Raw genomic sequence first — 22,616 nt, forward strand, 5'->3', positions numbered from 1 at the left:
TCACAGGACAAGACAATCAAGGAGATGAACATGGTGACTGAATTTGTTTTTCCGAGTGAAGAAAGCCCTACCTCAGGTTCCCTGCGCGCCAACATCAATGGTGTGGCTTTTGCGGCGGACGGTTTGAATTTCGCTTATGACTATCACGTTCCTATGCGACGGATGTATCTGACATTGGCTGCTGCCCAGGAAACGCAGGATGCCCAAGGGAAAACAGTGGTGAACGTCATTGAGGTTGTATTCAGTGCCGAGATAGAAAACGGTCGCAGTGATATCGTCAACGGGCACGTGGCCGCAGCCTATTCCACGATGCAGAAGACAGGCGGGAAATCCTCTACCCGGATCTTCAACGCCGATGAAGGCTCGTTCGATATAACCTTTGATCGCGAGAAGAATATCTACAAAGGCACATTTCACTTCCAGTCAAAGGATGCTGTACATCCCGGTGTTCTGATCAGCGACGGTGAATTCGATATCACGGGCCGAGACAGCTTTACCATCTAGCTGGAAAGCAGATTTTCCAGCACGGGTCGGCGTAGTCAGTACCTATTTCACGTGACGTCCAACGTGTTCGCAAAACGTTTGGGGCCTCGTTCATCGCCTGGTGGATAGCCCGGTGGTTTGAGAGCGGAGAGGCGGCCGGTTTTGGCGCTTTCCGAGACTTGAATTCAACTCGGTAGCGCACGTCGACGTCTCTCTCTCAATCTCCTCGGCAGTTCCCTCTCCCTACGGGCGGTCCGACGTTTCGGGAGGGCCAGGGTGAGGGTTGCGATCTGCGTTTGTTTAAAGACGTGTCTGAATCAGCGGAACCTTCCCACAAGGTTTTCAGGTTGTCCGTAGGACGTCCGGTCTTTAGCCTGTGTTCGTCGCTACCAAATCAGCGACCGGGCGTGGAAACCCGAGTAACTACAGAGCGCACAAGCGCCATTCATAACGTATCCTTGCGCACCTTCACTGTGTGCACTTTGTTATGGCGGCTGTGCGTGGGAGACCTTGTGTCTGCCGGGTTGCCTCTGTCCCGGGTTTCCAACCTGCGTACAGCTGCCACCTATTCGCTTGGAAACCGAATGGGGGGCCAGCTATAACCGTCATACAGGGTAAATAATCATGAAAAAGCCAACACCCAACCCCCCAGAATCAGACGCCGACACCACATCCCCCTACGCCTCAGTCGACAGCAAAAAACTCCACGAAGCCGCCGATCGCGCCCTCGATTTCTACCTCAATCCCACCGCCCACATCATGTCCAGCGTCAACGAGCCGGAACCCATGTACCTCGCCAACCCCAGGTACAACACCGAATCCCTGCTGGCCAACGCCAGCGAAACCCTCGGCTCGGCCAGCGAAATGCTCATCAACTTCGCCGCCTCCCTGGAAACCTCACAGCGCAAAACCGCCCTGGGCATCGCTCAAGTCGTCATGCTGGGCGAACTGGCGGTGAATCAAGCCCTCGATCACGTCGAGCTGAAGGATGGCTGATTGATCGTTCCCACGCTCTGCGTGGGAATGCAGCCCTTGACGCTCTGCGTCAAATTCGCGAGTTGGAACGCGGAGCGTCCCGAGAGGCATTCCCACGCAGAGCGTGGGAACGATCAAAAAAACCGTACCTCCACGGCAAGCACGGTTTCTTGTGTTGAGACGAGGAAGCGATCCTAACCGGGGTCGCGTCGAGGGTACTCAGGATTTTCGAGAGTTCGACCCGGGCCTTGGGTCGCCACTTAATCTGCATCAGCGCTTTTGCGCATTGATTCCATCAAGGCATTGATTTCCGCCATCACTTGCTCATGGGGAATACTCGGACGCGGATCATCGAGAGACGCTTGTACTTCCGCCCTGAACCAGCGGTCATAGCTCGCAGCCTGTTCTTCAGGATCAAGGTTCGAGACGACTGGGCACAGTGGGTCAATCATCTTTGGGTCGATCATGGCACCTCCGGGATCAATGCCTGAAAGTCTATTCGGTAAGGGGAATGTTGTCGTGGTTGTCTGGATGAATTGCACGTTGGTCGAGCTCCTTTGGGTTCAGGTTGTCCCGAAAAATCCTAGTCCTTGCGCTTCCGACGGCCAACCGCCAGAGGTAGTAGGAAAACGTGCAGCTTTTCCAGAAACCATTCCTTTTTCTGAAGCAAAAGAAATCTCATGTAGGAGCTGCCGAAGGCTGCGATCTTTTGATCTCAATCTTTAAAAGCAAGATCAAAAGATCGCAGCCTTCGGCAGCTCCTACATAAGGTTAAAAACCGCGACCCCCCTCACCAGAGAATCGCGGCCCATCAACACCCAACCCCTACTGCTGCAAAACCGTCGCCTGGTTAGCCGACCCGAACTGCTGAATATTTGCCGTCTGCGTAACCCCACTCTGATCAACATTGGCAATGTTCCCCGTCCCACCCTGGGTCACATACGCCACGTTCATCGTATCCGCCTGCTTAACAGTGATCATGTTGTCGCTGCCATACAACTGCGCGGTATACGCCTGGTTGCCAGTCCCGGATTGATCGAACTCAGCACTGTTGCCGGTGCCATTCGAAGAACCCTGAATCAGGTTGGTCGTCCCGCGCTGATCCGAGATCAGAATGTTGTCGCTTCCATTCTGATCAAAATACAGCTCGTTATACGACTCCGTCTGACTGACCGTGGTCTTGTTGCCCGTCCCGGTCTGATGCGTGGTCATCACTTGGCCGACGCCATCCTGAGTGAAGCTGGCGATGTTGCCATTGCCCGCCTGAGTAACCGTCGCGCGTTGGCCACTGCCGAACTGGCCGCCGGCTTGCGGGCCTTTCCAGTTGCTGGCGTAGACCTTGTTGTCGTTACCCACGGAGGTGGCGCTGAGCACGTGGCTGTCGCCGTTCTGGTAGGTGAAGTGCACGTTGCCGTTACCCACCTGATACAGCGCCAGTGTCGAGTTGACCGATTCGAACTGGTCGGCGTAGATCGCGTTGGTGTTGCCGACTTGGGTGACGGCGGCGGTGTTGTTTTCGCCGAAGCTTTGGTCGACCACGGTTTCGTTGCTGTCGCCATATTGGTTGACGGTGGCTTGGCTTGCGAGTTGCGAGTCTTGCCAGATTTCGCTGCCGTTGAGGTTGCCGAACTGGTTGATGCTGATGTTGCCGCCGGTGCCGTTGCGCTGGTCGCCGTAGGCGTAGTTGCCTTCGCCGGCCTGGTTGATGCCGATCTGGCCGCCGTTGTGCAGTACTTGTTCGGCGGTGCCGTAGTTGGCGGTGCCGTATTGGGTGATCACCGAGCTGTTGCCGCTGCCTTCATAGAGTTGCTCGATGTTGGCTTCGTTGCTGTCGCCGTACTGGAAGGTTTTGCCTTCGCTGCCGTTCTGCGAGTCTTGATAAATGAACGAGAAGTTGCCGGTGCCTTGCTGCTGTTGCAGCGCGTTGTTCGGTGAGCCAAAGCCCAACGACTGGCTGGCATGGGCGGTGTTGAAGGCGCCGACTTGTTGCTGGGTAATGGTGGCGTTGTCTTCGTAAAGCTGTTCGGCGTAACCGGCGTTGTAGTCGCCGACCGCGTCCTGGGTAATCACGCTGGTGGCGTGGTCTTGCACGGCGGCGGCGTCGTTGCCCTGGCCCAGTTGGGTCTGGGTGGCGGTGCTGAACGGGGCCTGGGTCTGTTTCACGTCGGCGATGTTGGCGGTACCGGCCTGGCTTTGGTTGGACAGGCTGTCGTCGGCCATGGCCTGGGCACTGATCATGACCAGGAGGGCGGCGGTGAGGGGCGTCAGTTTGAACATGATTGAACTCTCCGATGATTTGCAGTGCTTAGCGATATTGCTTGACCGAAACGCTCATGCCGTTGCCCGACTGGGTCACGGCGCTTTGCAGCCCCGCGCCGGCCTGCTCGATGCTGGCGTCGTTGTTGTTGCCGTTTTGCGAAATCTGCGCGCGGTTGTGGCTGCCGTTCTGCGTGATGGAAGCGGCGTTGCCGGAACCGTTCTGGTTGATCAGCGCCATCAGGTCGCTGCCCTGTTGCAGGATGTACGCTTCCTGATTGCTGCCCGACTGCACGATCTGCCCGAGCAGCGACTGACCGTTCTGTTGCAGCAGGGCGACGTTGGCCTGGCCGAGCTGGTCGACCAGGGCTTGCTGACCCACCGGTGGGGGCAGTTCGCCGAGGTCGCTGCTGGTCGGGGCCAGGTCGTCGTTGTCCATCAGGTCGTCGGCGCGCACGCCTGCAGTGCTGCACAGCAGGAGCAGGCAAAGCAGGGCGGCGGTCGGCGTGTTCATGGCTCACATCCTGTCAGGCGTTAACCGATTTGAAGTCGGCCCCAGCCACCCGAGAGTGGCTGGGGATCAGGCTTACAGCGTGGTCACCGAGACCGTGCGCACGGTGCCCTGGGACGAGCGGATCGTCGCGGTCGGGTTGGCCGATGGCACCACCGTCGTGTTGTTCAGCGTCAGCCGCCAGCGACCGGTCACCGGTACGGTGGTGGTGCCGAGGGTGACCAGCCCGGTCGGGGTGGTGACCTGCACGGTGATGGTGTTGCCGGTGGTCACCGACGAAGTGCCGGTGAAGTCCCAGTTGAAGCGCCCGCCGGAGCGTGCCTGCACCGTCGATGCGGTCACGGCGAAGGTTTCCGCCGCTGGTCTTGGCGACACTTGCACCGTGACCGTGGCTGGCGTCGACAGGGCGCCGAAGCTGTCCCGGGCGATGTAGGTGAAGGTCGTGGTGAACGCCGTGGTCACGGTGGCCGGTGGCGTGTAGGTGATCACCGTGCCGTCAGTGCTGACCGTGCCACGGCCGGCGGCCGGTTGGGTCAGACTGGCGACGCCCAGCGGCACGTTGCCTTCCGGATCGGTGTCGTTGGCCAGCACGTTGATCGGGATCGCCACACCCAACGTGGCGACGCTGTCGGCGACGGCGGTCGGTGACCGGTTTGGCGCGACGGTAATCGTCACGGTCGCCGGGTTGGCCGAAGCCAGGCCTTTGGCGTCCTGCGCTTTGTAAGTGAACGTCGTGGTCAGTGGCGCGTTGACCACGGCGGGCGGCGTATAGACCACAGCGGCGGTGCCACTGAGGGCTACGGTGCCTTGGCCGGCTGCCGGTTGAGTCAACGCGGTGATGCCCAGCGGATTATCGCCATCGGGATCGCTGTCGTTGGTCAACAGGCTGAGGGTGATCGGCACACCGAAGCTGGTGCTGCCGGTGTCGGCATTGCTGATCGGCGCCTGGTTTTCCCCGGTGTCCGGCGCGGTGCCGACCACGACTACCGCCTCGGTGTCACTGCCGCCGGCGGCGGATTTCACCGTCACGGTGGCCGGTGGCTGGGTCAGGTCGGCGACGGTGATGCGTTGCAGCGTGCCGGTCTTCGACAGACGTCCGTAACCTTGTGCAACCATGTCCGGGATCGTCACTTCATCGGTCGATGTCGCCTCGATCAGCAAGGTTTTGTTGGCCCAGCTGTAGCGCGCGGTCTGCACTTTCACCACGTCGGTGAGCTTGGCCGACACCGAGGTTGGGCGCGTGGTGCCGGCCGGGTTGGTTGCGGTCACGACGACGACCGAAGGCAGCGTGCCGTTGCCCAGGCGCTGACCGAAGAACAAACCGGTATTGTCACCGGTCAGGCTGGTCTGGCACGGGGTCGGCGGTGGGCCAGGAAGCAACGCGACGGTTTCACGGAAGCACAGGGTCGAGCTGCTGTCTGCCTTGGCAAACACTTCGGCACGCACACCTGCCGAAGTGCGGCGATAGGTGGCGCGGTCGATGTCGACATGGGTTTGCTGACGGCTGTCGAGCACCTTGCCGGCGACGGTGAACAGGGTGGTTTGAATCGTGCCGGCGCCGGACGGCCCGACGATGCGGACGAAGTTTGTGTTGAACGGGCTGCCGGTTACCGCTTCAGTGAGGTTCGGGTCGCCGACGAAGGTTTCGACGCCGCCGGTGTCCGGGTTCACCTCGGTGTAGGGGCCGTTGACGCTGCGCAGGAACGGCCCGATGGCGCCGTTGAGCGTGCCGCTGAAATCGCCCGGCGCACCGATGCCGATGTCCTTGGTGATGTTGATCGCACGGCGCCCTGGGGTGGTGACGTTGACCGTTTCCACGCCATACGGGTGAGTGATGACGTAGGTGCCGGCCACGGGCACGTTCACCCGGATGCGGATCCGCGCGAAACTTTGCTGATCGCCATCCGCCGGGTTTTCCGAGGCGAACGCCGCTTCGATCCCGGCGACATACGCGTCCATGCCAAATCCGGCGCCGTTGTTGGGGATAGTGGTTTCGGCGAGGAACCAGAAGGCTTCCGGTGGCCAGTTGTCCGGGAACACCATCGGCAGGCTGTCATCGAAGATGCCCGGTTCCGGCAGCAGGGTACACATGTAGGCCGGTGGCGTGGTGACGCCGACGCGCGAACTGGCGGCGCGTGACTGGCACAGTTCCATCGACAGGTCATTGCTGTCCTGATACCACATCGGGAATTTCCCGGTGGCGAAGGTGTAGGGGCCGGGGTCGACGGCGGCAAGTTGCGCATAGGCACTGCCGGTCAGCGAGAGAGCGAGCCCGAGCGCGTTGAGCGCAAAGCGTGGCCACTTGTTCATGATGCCTCCTGATGCGGATCTGGGCATGTGAGCGTTCATTGCACGATGACCACTTCTTCGGTATCGCTGCCGCCGTTGGACGACGTCACGCGGACCTTGGCTGGCGGTATCGGCGAGATTCCGGTGGCGAGGCTTTTCACCGCGCCGTCGCCACTCAGCGCACCGATCGCGGCGCCGCTGCCGGAGGTGGCGGTGAGCACCGGCGGCGAGGTTTCGTCACTGGTCGAGGCCACTACGGTCAGTTGTCCAGAGCTCAAGCTGTATTGCGCGCTCTGGATCACCACCAGGTCGGTCAGGCTCATGGGCAGGGTGGTCGGCGTGCTGCTGGCGATGGTCAGGTGATTGTCGGCAGTCACCTGCAGGACGCTCGGCACGGTCGGGTTGGCCGACGATTGCGCGTACCAGGCACCGGTAGAGTTGGCTTCGGTCATGTTCAGCACCGGGGTGAAACTGGTCACGGCGACGGTGCCCGGGGCTGGCGGTGCGAGGACGAACACGTCCTGCTGTGCGACCGGCGCGCTGGCCCCCGCTTTGCGCGAGTAAGTGCTGCGCTGGGTGATCATGGGTGTAGGTCGAACAACGGTCGACAACTTGCCGGAGACGGCAAACGCCGTCGTACGCAGGTCGATCCCGCCGGGGCCTTCAATGCGCACGTAGTTGGTGTTGAACGGACTGCCGGTGACCGCCTCGCTGAGGTTCGGGTCGCCGACGAATTGCTCGGCGGCGCCGGTCAGCGGGTTGGTCTCGGTGTACGGCCCGTTGACGCTGCGCAGGAACGGGCCGATGTCACCCTTGAGCGCGCCGTCATAGGTTTTCGGCGTGCCGATGCCGATGTCGCGGGTCATGTTGATCGCGCGGCGACCGGGGGTGTCGATGTTGAACACGTCGACGCCGTAAGGGTGGGTGATCACGTAAGTGCCAGCGGTCGGCACATCAACGCGAATGCGGATGCGCGCGAAGCTGACTTGATCGCCCTCGACCGGTTCTTCGGCGGCGAAGGCGGCTTCGATGGCGCTGACGTAGGTCAGGTCGATGCCGCGCGCCGCGTCGACGAGGGTAGTTTCACCGGTGAACCAGAACGCTTCGTCAGGGAAATTGGTCGGGAAGACGATCGGTTGCGCGTCGTCGAACACCCCGGGAGTCGGCAGCAGCGAGCACATGTACGACGGCGCGCCGGGTGCACTGGGTACTCGCGAGCTGAGTGCTTTGGACAGGCACAGGTCCAGGGTGCGACCGTGGGTGTCCTGATACCAACTGGCGAAACCACCGTTGGCCGGCGCGTACGGACCGGGGTCAACAGCAAACAAAGCGGCCTGAGCAATGCCCTGGGCCAAGGCGCTCACGACCAGGACGGTCGCGGTTTTGGACAGTAAAGGGTGCATGAGTTAATCCCTCTATCAAAGTACCTGCCCCTTGGGGTTGGGTCAGTTGCACAGGGCCTGTACACCTTCCATGCCAAGGTGCGGTGGATGGGCGGGAGAGGGCCGGATCAGAAGGGTTGGCGCGTGTGAGGCTGAGTTTTTCAGGCGCGGGAAAAGGGCGTCATTCCCCAGGATTGGGGACGGTGGGGATACCCTCGATGGCCCGCTGTACACAAAACCCCTGTAGGAGCTGCCGAAGGCTGCGATCTTTTGATCCTGTTTTTAAATCAAGATCAAAAGATCGCAGCCTTCGGCAGCTCCTACAGGGATTTGGGGTGGGTTTGGGAGGTGTACATCGGGTCGATATCCCCGCATCCGGGCAAACCCCCACCCGTGGGCTATAACCCTATAGGGACGTATCGGGAAGTCGCCGCCATGAATATTCAGTCAAAATCGCTACCCGTCGAGGAGGGCACCCTACGGTTGGGCTCGCGCAAGCAGCCGTTCAACCTGCTGCGTTGGTTTTCGCTAATCAGCATGGCGGTGATCGGCACCGTGGCCGTGGCCCTCGGAGCGGTGTCGACGCGGTTTGTCATCGAGGAAAGCGTGCAGCGTGATGCGTTGCTCACCGCGCAGTTCATTCAGGCCATCGCTTCGGCCGAGGTGCGCCACGTCTCCATTCCCAACGTGCGCACCATGGGCGAATTGCTCGACCCGCGCCAGGACATGCATTTCCCCGACGTCAGTCCACAGGCCCGGGCCGATGCGCGTGGTGAATTTCTCGATCACATCGAACACCTGCCGGACGTGATTCTCGCCAACATCTATGCGCCGGACCGCCAGGTGATCTGGTCGACAAACCCCGTGCTCATCGGCACCAGCATTCATGCCGACGAAGACCTTGATCGGGCGTTCAACGAAAAGATTCCGGTGTCCGCCAGTTATCACGACGTCGACAAGGCCCGTGAGGAACAGAAGTTCGTCATCCCGCCGGATTACATCTTTATTGAAAACTACATTCCGCTGTTCGACGCCGAGGGCAAGAACGTCACGGCGATGGTCGAGATCTACAAGGAACCCAAGGACCTGATCGCCCGCATGGAGCGTGGGCTGACGCTGATCTGGCTGGCCACCGCGCTTGGCGGCGGGCTGATTTATCTGGGTTTGTACTGGATCGTGCGGCGCGCGGCGATCCTGCTCGCGGCCCAGCAGAAACAACTGATCGCCAATGAAACGTTTGTCGCGCTGGGCGAGATGTCCTCCGCCGTTGCGCACAGCTTGCGCAATCCACTGGCGACCATCCGTTCCAGTGCCGAACTGGCGCTGGAGTTCGACGCGGGCCCTGCCGAAAAGAACATCAAGGACATCATCGGCCAGGTCGACCGCATGTCGAAATGGGTGCGCGAATTGCTGCAATCGCTGCGCCCGCTCAACGATGATCCGGAGCCGGTCAATCTCGTCGCGACGTTGCACGAAAGCCTCGTTGCCTTCGAACAGCAGATCGCCCGTGCCGGCGTAAAAGTGGTGTTCCACCCGCAGCACACGCCGATGGTGCTCAGCCAGTCGGTGCAACTGACGCAGATCCTCAACAGCCTGCTGGCCAATGCACTGGAGGCGATGGACAAGGGCGGCACATTGACTGTCACTCTCGAGCCGAGCGACGACCGAGGTGTGTGCGTGGTGCTCAGCGACACCGGCAAAGGCATGAACGAAGAGCAGCGCACCATGGCCTTCCGGCCATTTTTCACCACCAAGGCCGGTGGTCTCGGCGTCGGCCTGGTGCTGGTCAAACGCATCATGGAACGCTTCGGCGGCGGCGTGACCCTCAACAGCCGCGAAGGCGAGGGCACCACCGTGCGCCTGGCCTTTCAATTAGTCCCCTGATCCACACCTTCCGCCCTGTAGGAGCTGCCGAAGGCTGCGATCTTTTGATCTTAAAAACCAAGATCAAAAGATCGCAGCCTTCGGCAGCTCCTACATGAGGTTTGTATAACTGAAAAATTGTGAACTTCCCCCACCAGTGGGTGTCAAGCCCCGGTCACCGGGGAGTGGGGAAACCCACAGCGTCCTCAAGTCCCTGTTACAACTGGAAATAATTTCTTGGCGCACTAGTTGCAAAACACCATCACCCCTTCCTTGATGAGGCGGCTGGTGATGGACAGAACAACGCGTGACCCAAGCAACACCTTCCTGCTGACGCCTTTGAGCGTCTTTCTGATGTTGACCCTCGGCACCATGGCCAGCGTTCGCGCCAGCCCCATCGATGACGAACGACAGCCAGAAACCTCCGACCCGTCGGCGTACTACGACGAACCGGCTGATCGTGCCGGGGCGCTCAATAACATCCTGACCCTGCCCGAGGCCAACGAAGACTCCTTCGATTTGCCCGACGGCGTCAAAGGCAGCCGCGACTCGACCCGTACGGAAAACATCCTGCCGCCGACCGTGCAGACCAGTTTCAACTACCCCACCAACGGCAAGCCGAGCCCGCTCTATGGCGCGCAGCCGTTCACCCAGCAGTTGACCCTGTTTGAAGAGTTCGGCCCGGAAAAACTCGACCCGACCACCCCGGCCGCGCCGCTGCCATTTCCACCGGCCGCGATTGGCCCGGCCCCTGCGCAGGACCCGAACAACGTCGCCCGCAGCGCGCCCCCCGGCAGCGCCCTCGATGCGTTCCTGCGCCAACCCGGACTGACGCCATTCCCCAGTCAGTTCTCCAACGTCGTCGACCGCAATCCGTGGCAGGCGCAGATCGAGGTGTTCCTCAATCGCCACATCGGTTCCTCCGCTGAAGGGCGGCCACCAGGAAAAGGCTGGGCGCACCAGCGCTGGAACGAGTTCTACCCACAAGTGGCGTACAAAACCGTGCAGACCGGCGCGCGCCTCAACGGTGGCCTGCGTGACAGCGTGCAAATGCACCATTACGCGGTGGGCGAGTTCGGCCCCGGCGGCCTGTACCACAACGTCGCCGGTGTACCGCTGACCGACGGCACCTCGAAGGGCGTCGACCCGCGTTTTCACCCGGCAATGCCGGCGCAAAACCACAACTCGGTATGGACCTTCGACGGCACGCTGCCGCCAAAACTGTTGATGGTGCGCTACGGCCAACCGGTGATGATGCGTCACTACAACGGCTTGCCGATTGATCCGTCGGCCAACCACGGCTTTGGCCTGCACACCATCAGCACCCACGAGCACAACGGCCACGCGCCAGCGGAAAGCGACGGCTATGCCAACGCGTTCTTCTTCCCCGGCCAGTTCTACGACTATCGCTGGCCGATCCAGCTCGCCGGTTACGACAGCATCAACACCAAGGCCGAAGACCCGCGCGCCGCGTTCCCGTGCGCACCGGGCGAAACCCTGTGGGTCAACGACCTGGCGCCGGCGAAGAAGACCTGTGACAACGGCACCATCAAGATCCGTGGCGACTGGCGCGAAACCATGAGCACCCACTGGTTCCACGACCACATGCTCGATTTCACCGCGCAGAACGTCTACAAGGGCAACGCGGCGATGATGAACTACTACAGCGCGCTGGATCGCGGCAACGAGTCGGTCAACGACGGCGTCAACCTGCGTCTGCCCAGCGGCAGCGCCTTGCCGTGGGGCAACCGTGACTACGACGTCAACTTGGTGCTCGCCGACAAGGCCTGGGATCAGGAGGGTCAGTTGTGGTTCAACCCGTTCAACACCGACGGCTTCATCGGTGATCAGGTGCTGGTCAACTGGCAGTGGAAACCGACGCTGGACGTGCGCGCACGCAGTTATCGCTTCCGCATCCTCAACGGTTCGGTGTCGCGCTATTTCAAACTGGCGCTGGTGCGTGAAATCAAAGGCAGCGGCGGCGAGTTCCAGGGGCCGAAAAACTCCGGTCTGTCGTACAGCCGCGTGCCGTTCCACATGATCGCCAACGACGGCAACATCATGGAGCACAGCGTGCCGTTCGACGGCAGCATGGACCTCGACGCCGACGGCGATAAACAGAACCACAACGCGATCCTGCCAACCCAGGGCATCGCCGAGCGCTTCGACATCATCGTCAACTTCTCGAAAAACGGTATCAAGCCTGGCGACAAGCTGTTCTTCCTCAACCTGCAGGCGCAGGACGATGGCAAGGGGCCCAAAGACGTGATTTCGCTGGCCGATGTGCTCTCGGAGAAATACCTGCCGGTGATCAAACAGACCAGCAAAGGTCCGCAATGGGACAAGGGAGATCCGGCGGTGGGCAAGGTCTTGCAGCTCAACGTCAAGGCTTACACCGGTCAGGATCTGGCGATGAACCCGGCAGCCTACGAACCGGCGAAACCGGGCAAGGCCGAAGGGCTGGTGATGATTCCGCTGAAGATCCATCGTGACAACGCCGCCGACAAAGCGCTGCTGGCCAAGGCTCGTCACCGCACCTTCACCTTCGGCCGTTCCGACGGCACCGATGAAGCACCGTGGACGGTCAAGACTGACGGCGGTTTCGGTTACCACATGGACCCACGTCGCTTGAACGCCTCGACCCAGTTGTCCAGCGGCCCGACCGATGCCGGTGTCACCGGGTTCGGCACTCTGGAAGTGTGGAACATCAAGGCCGGCGGCAAGGGCTGGAGCCATCCGGTGCATGTGCACTTCGAGGAAGGCATCATCCTCAGTCGCGGCGGCAAGACCCCACCGGAATGGGAAAAATGGGCGCGCAAGGACGTCTACCGCATCGGTTCCGAAGCCGATGGTCTGGACAGCGTCGAGATGGCGATCAACTTCCGTGAGTTCGCCGGGACGTACATGGAGCACTGTCACAACACTCAGCATGAGGACAATTCGATGCTGCTGCGTTGGGACCTTGAGAAGCCGGGCCAACTGCAACTGATGCCGACGCCTCTGCCGAGCTGGGACGGTGTGCGCTACGTCAACTCCGCCGCGCTGCCAACCTTCCGCAACGGTGACGGTATGGGCCCTCAAGTGGTGGTCAAGCCATGAACCGTCGCCACGGTGACAGCCAACCTGTGCATACCCCGCGCTCCCGGGCGCTTGGCATGCACCTGGTGCTGCTGCTGGTGGCCTGCGTGCTCGGCAGCCGCGTGCTGCTGGCGCATCAGGCCAGTGTCGGCGAGTCGCCAACGCCAAGCGAATCCGCCACCCCGTGGGGTGGCGACTATTTCCCCAACACCCTGCTGACCGATCAGGACGGTCGGCAGGTGCATTTCTTCGATGACCTGATCAAGAACAAAGTGGTGGTGATCAACTTCATCTTCACCTCGTGCAGCGACTCCTGCCCGTTGGAAACCGCGCGTTTGCGCCAGGTGCAGAAACTGCTCGGTGATCGGGTCGGCCAGGACATCTTTTTCTACTCGATCAGCATCGACCCGCTCAGTGACACCCCCGAAGTGCTCAAGGCCTATTCGCAGCGCTTCAAGGTCGGCCCCGGCTGGAAGTTTCTCACCGGTGAATTCGAAGATGTCACCGACCTGCGCAAGAAGCTCGGGCTGTTTATCGAAGGCGTCGACAATGGCCGCAACAAGGATCACAACCTCAGCCTGATCGTCGGCAACCAGACCACCGGGCGCTGGATGAAAGCTTCGCCGTTCGAGAACCCATGGATCCTCGCCGACCAACTGGCCAACACCTTGCAGAACTGGAAGCAGCCGAGCATCGAAGAAAGTTACGCCAACGCCCCGGACATTCGCCCGCCGAGCAATGGCGAAGAACTGTTCCGCACCCGCTGCGCCTCGTGCCACAGCCTCGGCCCGCAGGACGGTCAGGGCATCGGCATGCGCAGCATCGGCCCCGACCTGATCGGCGTGACCCGCAACCGTGACAACAAATGGCTCAATCGCTGGATCCGCGAACCGGATCGCCTGCTCGCGGAAAAAGACCCGATTGCGCTGCAACTGTATGAACAATTCGAGCGAATCCCGATGCCCAACCTGCGCCTCGACGAGCAATCCGCGCAGTCGATCATCGACTTTCTCAGCGAGGAAACCGAGCGTCAGCAACCGTCCACCGCGGCCGTGGCCGACGGTGCTTTGACGCCAGTAAAACCGGGCGATCCAGCCGCGACGGTGAGTCGTATGCAGTAGCGGCGAAATAGCATCATTGAACCGTGTGTTGCGGTCATAGCCACCTACACTGATGGCTGTAAGCGCTTCGATACAAACACTCCAGGGCACTCCCATGCAGCGACTGGAAGGACAAAAAACCACTGCACCGAACGCCTCGGTCGCAGGCAAGGGCTGGCGTGAGCAGTTCAATCTGCTGCGCTGGTTCTCGCTCGCCAGTTTTTTCATCATCGCCGCGGTGGCGCTGGGGCTCGGTTATATCTCCACACGCTTCGTGGTCACCGAAAGCGTGGAGCGCGATGCGTTGCTGACCGCGCAATTCGTTGAGGCCATTGGCGCGGCTGAAATGCGCCACGCCAAAATCAATTCGAACCGGACGATGGGCGAGATGCTCGACCCGCGTCAGGACAACAACTATCCCGATGTCGACCCGGCCGCACACGTCTCGGCGCGCACCGAGTTTCTCGACCACGTCGAACACTTGCCGGACATTCTCCTGGCCACAGTGTATGCGCTGGATCGCACGGTGATCTGGTCGACCAACGCCGAGTTGATCGGCGTGCACATCGACGATGACGACGAACTCGACGAGTCGTTCGAGATGAAAGTGCCAGTGTCCTCCAGCTACCACAAAATCGACGATGAGAAACCCGAGCAGCAATTGCTGCGCGAGCCGAAATACCTGTTCATCGAGAACTACATCCCGATGTTCAACGCCGACAAAAGCAAAGTCATCGCCATGGTCGAGATCTACAAGGAACCGTCGGATCTGGTCGATCGCATCGACCGTGGTTTCGCCTCGATCTGGGCGGCGACCTGTTTTGGAGGCGCGGCGATTTTTCTGGCGTTGTTCTGGATCGTCCGCCGCGCGGCAAAACTGCTGCAAAGCCAGCAACAACAACTGATCAGCAACGAAACCTTTGTAGCCCTCGGCGAGATGTCCTCGGCGGTGGCGCACAGTTTGCGCAATCCACTGGCGACCATCCGCTCCAGCGCCGAACTGGCCCAGGAAGTCGCCAGCCCCGGTGCGCAGCGCAATATCGGCGACATCATCAGCCAGGTCGATCGCATGTCGCGCTGGGTGCGCGAGTTGCTGGTATCGCTGCGACCGATGAATGACGACGGTGAAGCGGTCGATCTGAGCATGGCCGTCGAGGACACCCTCGGCGCGTTTGATGCGTTGATCCGGCGCAACGGCGTTGAAGTGCGATTCAGTCCGCAAAACTGCGCGCCGGTCGTCAGTCAAAAGGTGCTGCTCACGCAAATACTTAATAGCCTGTTTGCCAACGCCCTGGAAGCCATGCCCAAGGGCGGTGTGCTCACCGTCGAGTTCGAATCGCCGCAGCCGGACAGGGTGCGCATGACCGTGATCGACACCGGCAAGGGCATGAGCGCGCAGCAGCAACTGTTGGTGTTCAAACCTTTTTTCACCACCAAACAGGGCGGCCTCGGGGTTGGCCTGGCTTTGGTCAAAAGAATCATGGAGCGTTTTCAGGGCTCGGTCGTCTTGACCAGCAAAGAGCAGGAAGGAACCCGCGTCAGTCTCAACTTCAAAGTGGCATCGGGAGGGGAATATGGAACACAGCATTCTGCTGGTCGAGGATGACGAACTGCTGGCCGAAAATATTCAGACCTACCTGGAGCGCAAGGACTTCGAGGTGACGGTCTGCCATTCGGCTGAAGACGCGCTGGAGCAATTGGGCAGCTTCATGCCTGACATCGTGCTGACCGACAACTCGCTGCCGGGCATGAGTGGCCACGACCTGATCCAGAAGCTGCGCATCAGCGCGCCGGATCTGAAAGTGATCATGATGACCGGTTACGGCAACGTCGAAGATGCCGTGGTGGCGATGAAAGAGGGCGCCTTTCATTACGTCACCAAACCGGTCGCGTTGCAGGAACTCAAACTGCTGCTCGACAAGGCGCTGGCGACTGAACGGATGGAGCGCACGCTGTCCTTCTATCAAGAGCGCGAGGCGCAGAAATCCGGGGTGCAGGCGCTGATCGGCGACTCGGCGCCGATGCAGTATTTGAAGAACACCATCGGCCAGTTGCTCGACGCCGAGCGGCGCATGGCCAACACCGATCTGCCGCCGGTTTTGGTCGAAGGCGAGACCGGCACCGGTAAAGAACTGGTAGCCCGGGCGTTGCACTTCGACGGTCCGCGCAGCAAAGGCCCGTTCATTGAATTCAACTGTGCGTCGATCCCGTCGAATCTGGTCGAGTCGGAACTGTTCGGCCATGAGAAAGGCGCGTTCACTGACGCCAAGGACCGCCGGGTCGGACTGGTAGAAGCGGCGGATGGCGGCACGCTGTTTCTCGATGAGATTGGCGAGATGGACCTGCTGTTGCAGGCGAAGATTTTGAAGTTGCTGGAGGATCGGACGATTCGCCGGGTCGGTTCGGTGAAAGAGCGCAAGGTCAATCTGCGGGTGATCAGCGCGACCAACTGCAACCTTGAACAGATGGTGCAGCAGGGCAAATTCCGTCGAGATCTGTTTTTCCGGCTGCGGATCATTTCAATCAAAGTGCCGCGTCTGTACGCCCGGGGCGAGGATATTTTGCTGCTGGCGCGGCATTTTCTGGCGAGCCATGGCAAGCGTTACGGCAAGCCGAATCTGCATTTCAGCCAGCAGGCCGAGGAGTTGCTGCTCAGTTACACCTGGCCGGGGAATGTGCGCGAGCTGCGCAACATGCTTGAGCAAACGGTGCTGCTGGCGCCGAGCGACACGATTGCCGCGCATCAGTTGAATGTGTGCATGAGCCTGGTCGATGAGCCGCCGCTGCATATTCATGAAGCGCCGGTGCACTACGAACCACGGCCGGCGAGCAATACCGAATCGATGAACCTGCTGGAAGTCGAGCGCGACATGGTGCGCAAGATGCTCGACAAGACCGACTGGAACGTCACCAAATCCGCGCGCCTGCTGGGCCTGAGCCGCGACATGCTGCGCTACCGCATCGAAAAACTCGGCCTCGCCCGCCCTGACAAACGCCAGTGGTAGCGGCCGTACACAATGTAGGAGCTGCCGCAGGCTGCGATCTTTTGATCTTGTTTTAAGATCAACATCAAAAGATCGCAGCCTGCGGCAGCTCCTACAGTAGGCGTTCGGTATTCAGTGTTGTTGCCGGCTCAAACACTCCAGCAAACAACCAGGATCCAGCACCTCGTCATTCACATAAATCCCGCGTTCGGCATCGTACGTGCGAATAAACACCCGCACCGTCGCATCCGCCACCGTCGGCAGTTGCGAATCGGAGAACTCATGGTCACCCGGGGTCACCACAAAATCCAGCGGCGCCGTATCGTCGTAAGGCTTGGGCGGCGTGGAATTCAGCGAATACGGAGCAGGGTGGGCAAAGGGCTGGTTCGGCCCGTAGTAAACAAAATTGCTGTCCAGCGCCTGCGCCTGAGTGGCAGCAAGCAGACAACCCAGCAACAACAGCCGATCGAGCATTAGCATGGCGGCACCTGCGAGTGCGGTATTCCCCAAGGCTATTAACTATAGCTGCCCACGCCACTAACGCCCGATCCACTTCGGATCCCTGTAGGAGCTGCCGAAGGCTGCGATCTTTTGATCTTTAAAAGCAGGATCAAAAGATCGTCCGAACGCGGCCCGAGCCTGCTGCAGCTCCTACATTCAGGAAACCGGGTGGATCGCATGTCTAGGCTCTGCACATAGATCCGTCCCACACGTCTTGAGCACATAGCCGATTGCACGAAGAAACTCTTCGTTATCCCCGTCTGCAAGAACCTGGGACAGGTATTCGCTGATGGCTTCGTCACTGTCCAGCAATGCTGCCACGTCGAAATTCGTTAACTTCTGGCTCATGGTTAAACCTCCTTAGCCATTTTTTGTGCGCGTCGGATGTCTGCGCTTCGTGAGGATATCCATGTGAGCCGAGTTGAATAGTCAGCCGTGTCCGCTATCTGTTTTGATAATTCGCCGACACTTGTAGGCATAAACACTCAGATATGTAGGAGCTGCCGCAGGCTGCGATCTTTTGATCTTGATCTTAAAACAAGATCAAAAGATCGCAGCCTGCGGCAGCTCCTACACGGTGTGGCTTACAAGTTTGCAACAATCGGGATTGGCGGGCTGATCTAGACTCGGTTTCGCTCAATCACGAGCATCGTCCGGAGTGCGCCATGGAAGTGCCCAACAATAAAACCGCCATCGAAAGCAATCGACAGGCGTGGAACGATTCCGCTCGCCATCATGAGGATTCGCCTGATTGGCAGGCCTTGCTCGGCGAAGTTGCGCAGGCGGATTTCTCTTGTCTTGATGAGACCTTGAGCGGGTTGCTCGAGGTCGATGGTAAGGATGTGATTCAGCTGTGCTGCAACAACGGCCGCGAGAGCCTGTCGTTGTTTGCCCACGGTGCGCGGAGTGTGGTCGGGGTCGATCAGTCGGCGGCGTTTCTCGATCAGGCGCGTGAGCTGAACAAGCGTTCACCGCACAACGCTGAATTCATCGAAAGCGATATCCATCATTTGCCGGCGTCCTTGCACAACCGTTTTGACGTGGCGCTGATCACCATTGGTGTCTTCGGCTGGATGCCGGACATTGGCGAGTTCTTTCGCCATGTCGCTTCGACGCTGAAACCGGGTGGCAAACTGGTGATCTACGAAACCCATCCGTTTCTGGAAATGGTTGATCCCGATGCCGAGGATCCGTATCGCCTCGACAGCTCATACTTCCGCACCGAGCCATTTGTGCAGGAGGAGCCGATTGTGTATGTCGGCAAGGTCGAGCAGCAGGCGGCGAAGTCGTATTGGTTTGTGCACACGCTGGGGGAGATTTTCAGTGGTGCGATTGCGGCGGGCCTGAATATTGCGCACTTCAAGGAGTATGCGCATTCGAATCGGGAAGAGGTGTATGACCAGTACCTGAATCGCGAGGCACAGATGCCGATGTGTTTTACCCTCATCGCCATCAAGACCTGATATTTATCGTTGCGGCTACTGGCTTCATCGCTGGCAAGCCAGCTCCCACAGGATTTTGTGTCGTACAGATATAAGCGGTACACCGCAAAACCCTGTGGGAGCTGGCTTGCCAGCGATGGCAGCCTCAAAGAGGCCACTCATTTCAGATCTGAATCAAGCCTGCGCCGCCGCACTCACCACCGGCCGCCCCGGTTTGCGCAGCGGTTCCAGCCTTGAACCCTCATACCGCGTTTCGCGGAAAAACTTCCAGCGGCCAAACAGGCAATACACGTGCATCACGCGCCCCTGCTCGTGATAGCCCATCCGCATATGCAGCTTCAGCGCCGGAATGTTGTGCGTCTCGCAAACGTCCACCACCTTGGTGCACCCCTGCGCCGCCATGGCCTCCCACAGCGCCACCTGCACGTCCACCGAAAGGCTGCTACCGAAGTAGGTGCGGATCATCTCGCCGCCAAACTCAAAAAATTCACCCGGCTTCACCGGGAACGTGCAGCCGTAATAATGACGGTCGTGATAATCACGAATACTGCCCCAGATAAACCCGACCGCATGCCCGTCCGCATCGACGTACATGTGCCCGGTGTGACCCTCGGCGGCAAGTTCTGCCATGGTCTCGACCCGGTCGCCAAAATGCTTTGTGAACGCAACAGCATTCTCCGGTGTGATGTCGACTTTGCGCAGGCCCTCGTAAGGGCGCAGCTTGTGCGGCGGCACCGGGCTGACCAGGTCGCGCTCCATCCACAGCAGCTCCCAATGGAAGAACACGTAGCGTTTCCACAGCGTGCCGAAGGTGCGGCCGAGGCCTTTCTGGCGGATGCGTTCTTGTAGTTTTGTGATGACGCTCATGATGCCCTCCGTGGCCGTAGCCCGGGTGTTGTGGATGGTGCTTTTGAGGGTATAGATCACCCTTGCCAGTTCATTTCAAAGTGCCATCTTCGAAAGTATTGCAAGGTATGTAACTCAATCGAGTGCCGCGGCACCGCGTAGAAAATCCTTGTTCAGATCGGTGTAGGAAACCCGTGCAACACCTGCCAGCCGCTGCTCTAGCACGCGGCTCAGGGATTCTTCGGGGTTGAGGTAGGCGTCACCGAAGTCGGCGCCGAGTTGCGTCGGGTGCGCGACGATTTCCAGCACGCCGTCGGTCGGCGCGCTGTCGTTACGCAGGTCGATCGGCGTGCACACATAGTCAGCGGTGATACCGGCCAGACTCTGCAGACGCCAATTGAGCAATCCCTTGAACACACGCTTGGGCAGATTGAGGTTCTGCCCCAGGTTACGCGCCAGCCGAATCGGCACACCTTGCTGTGCGGCAAACCGCGCGACGATCTCGCCAATCGGCCAGATGTTGTGCACGTGCTGATGCGAATCGATATGGCTGGGGCGTATGCCGTGGTCGACGCAACGCTGCCACTGCGCCTGCAACTCCTGATGCACCGCGTCACGGTCTTCGCGGCCGAGCCAGAGGCTGTGGCGCGGCAGGCTAAGGTCGAACACGCGGTGGTCATCGCAAAAGGTACGGCGAGCAAGAATCGCCTGGCTCAGGGGGCGTCCGTAGGTCAGGTTGAAATGCAAACCGACCCGGCCTTGCAACGTCGGGTGTCGGGCCATGGCACATGCCGCTTCAAACGCCGGCATGTTGGCCATCGCGGTGGCAGAACTGATGACCCCGGCCTGAAACGCGGCAAAGATCACTGCGTTTTCGTTCGGGCTGAGGCCGAAATCGTCAGCGTTGACTATGACTTGGCGAGGCATGTTCGCCCTCCGTGGTGACCGCGACAGGTTTCAGTGGTGGTTTCGCCGGCTCGGCACGCCGCGCGCGCCAGGCTTGCACGTGCGGTTTGAGTCGATGCCACAGGCGCAAGCCCAGACCGAGCACAAGGCCACTTGGCCGCCAGGAATAGAAACTCCAGCGCCAGTGCTCAAGTTGCCCGGTCATGCGTTCGTGCAGTTGATGGCTGGAGTTTTCCAGGCTGACCCGCGAGGCATCGATCCAGCGCCAGTTGTCGTCCAGCCCCCAGCGAATCCATTCCTCCAGCAGCACCCGGCCGCTGCCCAGGTCGGCGTATTGCGGCAGAAAGGCGAGGTTGTAATCGTAGAGCCGGCCCTGTTCCAGCAAGCCGAGGCGATAGCTGATGCAGCGGCCGTTCAGCTCCAGCGTCACCACGTGCACCAGACCTTGGCCGGCGAGGGCGGTGAAGGCGCTTTCGATCAATTGCCGGCTGTGTTCGCTGGCAAAAATCCCCACGCCTTCGTCACCTTTCCAGCTCACCGCTTCGACTTCGCTGATGGCTTGCAACAACGGCCCCATGCTTGTCGCATCGGGAATGATCCTGCGCACTTGGGCACCACACGCGGCAATTCGCTTGCGCGCGCGGCGCAGCTTGTAGCGCGGATCGCCGGAGACTTCCTGATGATCGGCCTCGCTGATCAGATGCACCGGCACCCGACAACTCAAACGTCGCTCAGCGGTCGAGCTGCGTGCCATCCATTCGGTCAGCGCACTCTCTTCACCGGCAGGCTCGGACAGTTCATTGAGTTGCAGCAGCGCATGGGGCAGACGTTGGCGAATCAACACCAGTGCCTTGTGCATGTCCTCACGGTCGAGCAACGACAGCAGGGCCAAGCGATCTGCCAGCGGATACCCCAAGTGATGCAGCACTCGAAACGGCACGCCGGCAAAGCGCTCGCGACTTGCCACCAGCGGCAGACACAAACGCAATTCGTCCGCTTCCCAGCCCAGCAGGATGTGCAACCGCTCATCCGTACCAAGGGCCTGCTCGGCCGCGCACAACCAACCGAGGTTGTTGAACGGCGTGTGATCCGTCACCCGCAAGCGCAACGCTTCATACGCTGCTTCGGGGAAATCGGCGGCGCACAGTGAAGCGCGCCATTCAAATCGCGTCAGCATAGGCTCAGGCCGCCGTGGCTGTTACGGGTGGACGGGACGGTTTGCGCAACGCATCCAGACGCGAGCCGCTGTAGCGGCTTTCGCGGTAGAAGCGCCAGCGACCGAACAGGGTGTACACATTCATGATGCGGTTTTGCTCGGTGTAGCCCATGCGCAAGTGCAGTTTGAGCGCCGGGATGTTGTGGAATTCGCAGACGTCGACGACCTTGTCGCAACCTTGCGCGGCCATGGCTTTCCACAGCTCCAGTTGCAGGTCCACCGACAGTTCTGTGCCCCAATAGGCGCGGGTCAGTTCGCCGCCGAACTCGAAGAACTCGCCGGGTTTCACCGGGAACAGGCAGCCGTAGTAATGCCGGTCGAAATAGTCCCGCGAACTGCCCCAGATAAACGCCACGGCATCGCCCTGATCGTCCAGGTGCATGTGCCCGGTGTGGCCCTCATTGGCGAGTTCGGCCATGGTGCCGACGCGGTCGCCGAAGTAACGGGCGAAGGCGCTGGCGTTGTCTGGCGTGATCTTCACCACCCGCAACGGCGGGTAGGGTTTGAGGCTGTGCGGCGGCACCGGGCTGACCAGATCGCGCTCCATCCACAGCAGTTCCTGGTGGGAAAAGATGTAGTGTTTCCAGGCTTTCGCCAACGTGGCGCGCAGGCCTTTTTGTTTGATGTGTTCGCTGAGTTTGCTGACGATGCCCATGGTGTGTACTCCTGAACCTTGGCACGGCGAACCCTGTGGGGTGAGGCTTTTGTGGTGAGGCTCCTGAGGTAACGGGGTTCTGTGGTGATGAACTTTTGTGGTGAGGGGATTTATCCCCGATCGGCTGCG

At 60.2% G+C, this 22,616-nt stretch carries 18 protein-coding genes and 1 pseudogene; 8 read left to right on the forward strand and 11 right to left on the reverse strand.

Going from position 1 to position 22,616, the window contains the following annotated elements; all coding sequences use genetic code 11:
* Window positions 1-30: 30 nt before the first annotated feature.
* Together ACQ4MY_RS22905 and ACQ4MY_RS22910 are read left to right on the forward strand one after the other, a co-directional pair.
* The gene (locus ACQ4MY_RS22905) at window positions 31-504 is read left to right on the forward strand and encodes a hypothetical protein (protein WP_008077333.1); all 474 of its coding nucleotides are present in this window, start codon (window positions 31-33) and stop codon (window positions 502-504) included.
* 603 nt (window positions 505-1,107) lie between these two features.
* Window positions 1,108-1,479 (forward strand): DUF6124 family protein, encoded by a 372-nt coding sequence (locus ACQ4MY_RS22910; RefSeq protein WP_440096561.1) that lies wholly within the window; start codon window positions 1,108-1,110, stop codon window positions 1,477-1,479.
* A gap of 239 nt (window positions 1,480-1,718) precedes the next feature.
* Here ACQ4MY_RS22910 and relB read toward each other — a convergent pair whose 3' ends face one another.
* The 5 genes from relB to ACQ4MY_RS22935 all read right to left on the reverse strand — a co-directional run bounded on the left by relB (window position 1,719) and on the right by ACQ4MY_RS22935 (window position 7,917).
* Window positions 1,719-1,910 (reverse strand): type II toxin-antitoxin system RelB family antitoxin, encoded by a 192-nt coding sequence (gene relB / locus ACQ4MY_RS22915; protein WP_440096616.1) that lies wholly within the window; start codon window positions 1,908-1,910, stop codon window positions 1,719-1,721.
* A 373-nt stretch (window positions 1,911-2,283) separates the two neighbouring features.
* Entirely contained in the window at window positions 2,284-3,735 is a 1,452-nt protein-coding gene (locus tag ACQ4MY_RS22920) for a curlin (RefSeq protein WP_440096562.1), read from the reverse strand.
* 28 nt (window positions 3,736-3,763) lie between these two features.
* Window positions 3,764-4,228, reverse strand: coding sequence for a curlin (locus ACQ4MY_RS22925; protein ID WP_440096563.1), 465 nt, complete (start codon window positions 4,226-4,228; stop codon window positions 3,764-3,766).
* A 72-nt stretch (window positions 4,229-4,300) separates the two neighbouring features.
* Complete coding sequence (locus ACQ4MY_RS22930; protein ID WP_440096564.1) at window positions 4,301-6,535, reverse strand: Ig-like domain-containing protein; 2,235 nt, start codon at window positions 6,533-6,535, stop codon at window positions 4,301-4,303.
* Between the two features lie 35 nt (window positions 6,536-6,570).
* Window positions 6,571-7,917, reverse strand: a complete 1,347-nt coding sequence (locus ACQ4MY_RS22935) for a hypothetical protein (RefSeq protein ID WP_440096566.1) — start codon at window positions 7,915-7,917, stop codon at window positions 6,571-6,573.
* A gap of 414 nt (window positions 7,918-8,331) precedes the next feature.
* Here ACQ4MY_RS22935 and ACQ4MY_RS22940 point away from each other — a divergent pair, with 414 nt between their 5' ends.
* The 5 genes from ACQ4MY_RS22940 to ACQ4MY_RS22960 all read left to right on the forward strand — a co-directional run bounded on the left by ACQ4MY_RS22940 (window position 8,332) and on the right by ACQ4MY_RS22960 (window position 16,942).
* Window positions 8,332-9,780: an ATP-binding protein gene (locus tag ACQ4MY_RS22940; RefSeq protein WP_008077344.1), complete on the forward strand. Its 1,449-nt coding sequence runs from the start codon at window positions 8,332-8,334 to the stop codon at window positions 9,778-9,780.
* 270 nt (window positions 9,781-10,050) lie between these two features.
* Entirely contained in the window at window positions 10,051-12,858 is a 2,808-nt protein-coding gene (locus ACQ4MY_RS22945) for a multicopper oxidase domain-containing protein (protein ID WP_440096568.1), read from the forward strand.
* Window positions 12,855-13,958, forward strand: coding sequence for an SCO family protein (locus ACQ4MY_RS22950; RefSeq protein ID WP_440096569.1), 1,104 nt, complete (start codon window positions 12,855-12,857; stop codon window positions 13,956-13,958). The genes ACQ4MY_RS22945 and ACQ4MY_RS22950 overlap by 4 nt, the downstream gene beginning before the upstream one ends.
* A gap of 94 nt (window positions 13,959-14,052) precedes the next feature.
* On the forward strand, window positions 14,053-15,543 hold the full coding sequence (locus ACQ4MY_RS22955) for a sensor histidine kinase (RefSeq protein ID WP_440096570.1): 1,491 nt from the start codon (window positions 14,053-14,055) through the stop codon (window positions 15,541-15,543).
* Window positions 15,512-16,942: a sigma-54-dependent transcriptional regulator gene (locus ACQ4MY_RS22960; RefSeq protein WP_440096571.1), complete on the forward strand. Its 1,431-nt coding sequence runs from the start codon at window positions 15,512-15,514 to the stop codon at window positions 16,940-16,942. Before ACQ4MY_RS22955 ends, ACQ4MY_RS22960 begins: the two co-directional genes overlap by 32 nt.
* Window positions 16,943-17,053: 111 nt before the next feature.
* On the opposite strand, the gene ACQ4MY_RS22965 is transcribed toward ACQ4MY_RS22960, so the two are convergent.
* On the reverse strand, window positions 17,054-17,401 hold the full coding sequence (locus ACQ4MY_RS22965) for a hypothetical protein (protein WP_440096572.1): 348 nt from the start codon (window positions 17,399-17,401) through the stop codon (window positions 17,054-17,056).
* A 225-nt stretch (window positions 17,402-17,626) separates the two neighbouring features.
* A pseudogene (locus ACQ4MY_RS22970) lies at window positions 17,627-17,770 on the reverse strand (helix-turn-helix domain-containing transcriptional regulator); the annotation flags it as partial.
* Between the two features lie 317 nt (window positions 17,771-18,087).
* Between ACQ4MY_RS22970 and ACQ4MY_RS22975 the strand changes: the two are divergent.
* The gene (locus ACQ4MY_RS22975; protein WP_440096573.1) at window positions 18,088-18,885 is read left to right on the forward strand and encodes a class I SAM-dependent methyltransferase; all 798 of its coding nucleotides are present in this window, start codon (window positions 18,088-18,090) and stop codon (window positions 18,883-18,885) included.
* Window positions 18,886-19,038: 153 nt separating this feature from the next.
* On the opposite strand, the gene ACQ4MY_RS22980 is transcribed toward ACQ4MY_RS22975, so the two are convergent.
* The 4 genes from ACQ4MY_RS22980 to ACQ4MY_RS22995 all read right to left on the reverse strand — a co-directional run bounded on the left by ACQ4MY_RS22980 (window position 19,039) and on the right by ACQ4MY_RS22995 (window position 22,487).
* Window positions 19,039-19,731 carry an N-acetyltransferase gene (locus ACQ4MY_RS22980; RefSeq protein WP_440096574.1) on the reverse strand — a complete coding sequence of 231 codons (693 nt, stop codon included), beginning with the start codon at window positions 19,729-19,731 and terminating at the stop codon, window positions 19,039-19,041.
* A 114-nt stretch (window positions 19,732-19,845) separates the two neighbouring features.
* Window positions 19,846-20,637 (reverse strand): ChbG/HpnK family deacetylase, encoded by a 792-nt coding sequence (locus tag ACQ4MY_RS22985; protein WP_440096575.1) that lies wholly within the window; start codon window positions 20,635-20,637, stop codon window positions 19,846-19,848.
* Window positions 20,609-21,793, reverse strand: a complete 1,185-nt coding sequence (locus ACQ4MY_RS22990) for a GNAT family N-acetyltransferase (protein ID WP_440096576.1) — start codon at window positions 21,791-21,793, stop codon at window positions 20,609-20,611. Before ACQ4MY_RS22990 ends, ACQ4MY_RS22985 begins: the two co-directional genes overlap by 29 nt.
* A 4-nt stretch (window positions 21,794-21,797) precedes the next feature.
* Window positions 21,798-22,487, reverse strand: a complete 690-nt coding sequence (locus ACQ4MY_RS22995) for an N-acetyltransferase (protein WP_440096577.1) — start codon at window positions 22,485-22,487, stop codon at window positions 21,798-21,800.
* Between the last annotated feature and the right edge of the window lie 129 nt (window positions 22,488-22,616).

The sequence above is a fragment of the Pseudomonas sp. SM4 genome (assembly GCF_051913165.1).
Classification (GTDB): Bacteria; Pseudomonadota; Gammaproteobacteria; order Pseudomonadales; family Pseudomonadaceae; genus Aquipseudomonas.

Excerpts from the sequence above, each read along its gene's own strand:
- ACQ4MY_RS22910 (WP_440096561.1), top strand. The coding sequence starts at position 1,108 with ATGAAAAAGCCAACACCCAACCCCCCAGAATCAGACGCCGACACCACA.
- ACQ4MY_RS22985 (WP_440096575.1), bottom strand. The coding sequence starts at position 20,637 with ATGCCTCGCCAAGTCATAGTCAACGCTGACGATTTCGGCCTCAGCCCG.
- ACQ4MY_RS22960 (WP_440096571.1), top strand. The coding sequence starts at position 15,512 with ATGGAACACAGCATTCTGCTGGTCGAGGATGACGAACTGCTGGCCGAA.
- ACQ4MY_RS22975 (WP_440096573.1), top strand. The coding sequence starts at position 18,088 with ATGGAAGTGCCCAACAATAAAACCGCCATCGAAAGCAATCGACAGGCG.
- ACQ4MY_RS22925 (WP_440096563.1), bottom strand. The coding sequence starts at position 4,228 with ATGAACACGCCGACCGCCGCCCTGCTTTGCCTGCTCCTGCTGTGCAGC.
- ACQ4MY_RS22935 (WP_440096566.1), bottom strand. The coding sequence starts at position 7,917 with ATGCACCCTTTACTGTCCAAAACCGCGACCGTCCTGGTCGTGAGCGCC.
- ACQ4MY_RS22945 (WP_440096568.1), top strand. The coding sequence starts at position 10,051 with ATGGACAGAACAACGCGTGACCCAAGCAACACCTTCCTGCTGACGCCT.
- ACQ4MY_RS22905 (WP_008077333.1), top strand. The coding sequence starts at position 31 with ATGGTGACTGAATTTGTTTTTCCGAGTGAAGAAAGCCCTACCTCAGGT.
- ACQ4MY_RS22940 (WP_008077344.1), top strand. The coding sequence starts at position 8,332 with ATGAATATTCAGTCAAAATCGCTACCCGTCGAGGAGGGCACCCTACGG.
- ACQ4MY_RS22965 (WP_440096572.1), bottom strand. The coding sequence starts at position 17,401 with ATGCTAATGCTCGATCGGCTGTTGTTGCTGGGTTGTCTGCTTGCTGCC.
- ACQ4MY_RS22980 (WP_440096574.1), bottom strand. The coding sequence starts at position 19,731 with ATGAGCGTCATCACAAAACTACAAGAACGCATCCGCCAGAAAGGCCTC.
- ACQ4MY_RS22995 (WP_440096577.1), bottom strand. The coding sequence starts at position 22,487 with ATGGGCATCGTCAGCAAACTCAGCGAACACATCAAACAAAAAGGCCTG.
- ACQ4MY_RS22930 (WP_440096564.1), bottom strand. The coding sequence starts at position 6,535 with ATGAACAAGTGGCCACGCTTTGCGCTCAACGCGCTCGGGCTCGCTCTC.
- relB (WP_440096616.1), bottom strand. The coding sequence starts at position 1,910 with ATGATTGACCCACTGTGCCCAGTCGTCTCGAACCTTGATCCTGAAGAA.
- ACQ4MY_RS22955 (WP_440096570.1), top strand. The coding sequence starts at position 14,053 with ATGCAGCGACTGGAAGGACAAAAAACCACTGCACCGAACGCCTCGGTC.
- ACQ4MY_RS22990 (WP_440096576.1), bottom strand. The coding sequence starts at position 21,793 with ATGCTGACGCGATTTGAATGGCGCGCTTCACTGTGCGCCGCCGATTTC.
- ACQ4MY_RS22920 (WP_440096562.1), bottom strand. The coding sequence starts at position 3,735 with ATGTTCAAACTGACGCCCCTCACCGCCGCCCTCCTGGTCATGATCAGT.
- ACQ4MY_RS22950 (WP_440096569.1), top strand. The coding sequence starts at position 12,855 with ATGAACCGTCGCCACGGTGACAGCCAACCTGTGCATACCCCGCGCTCC.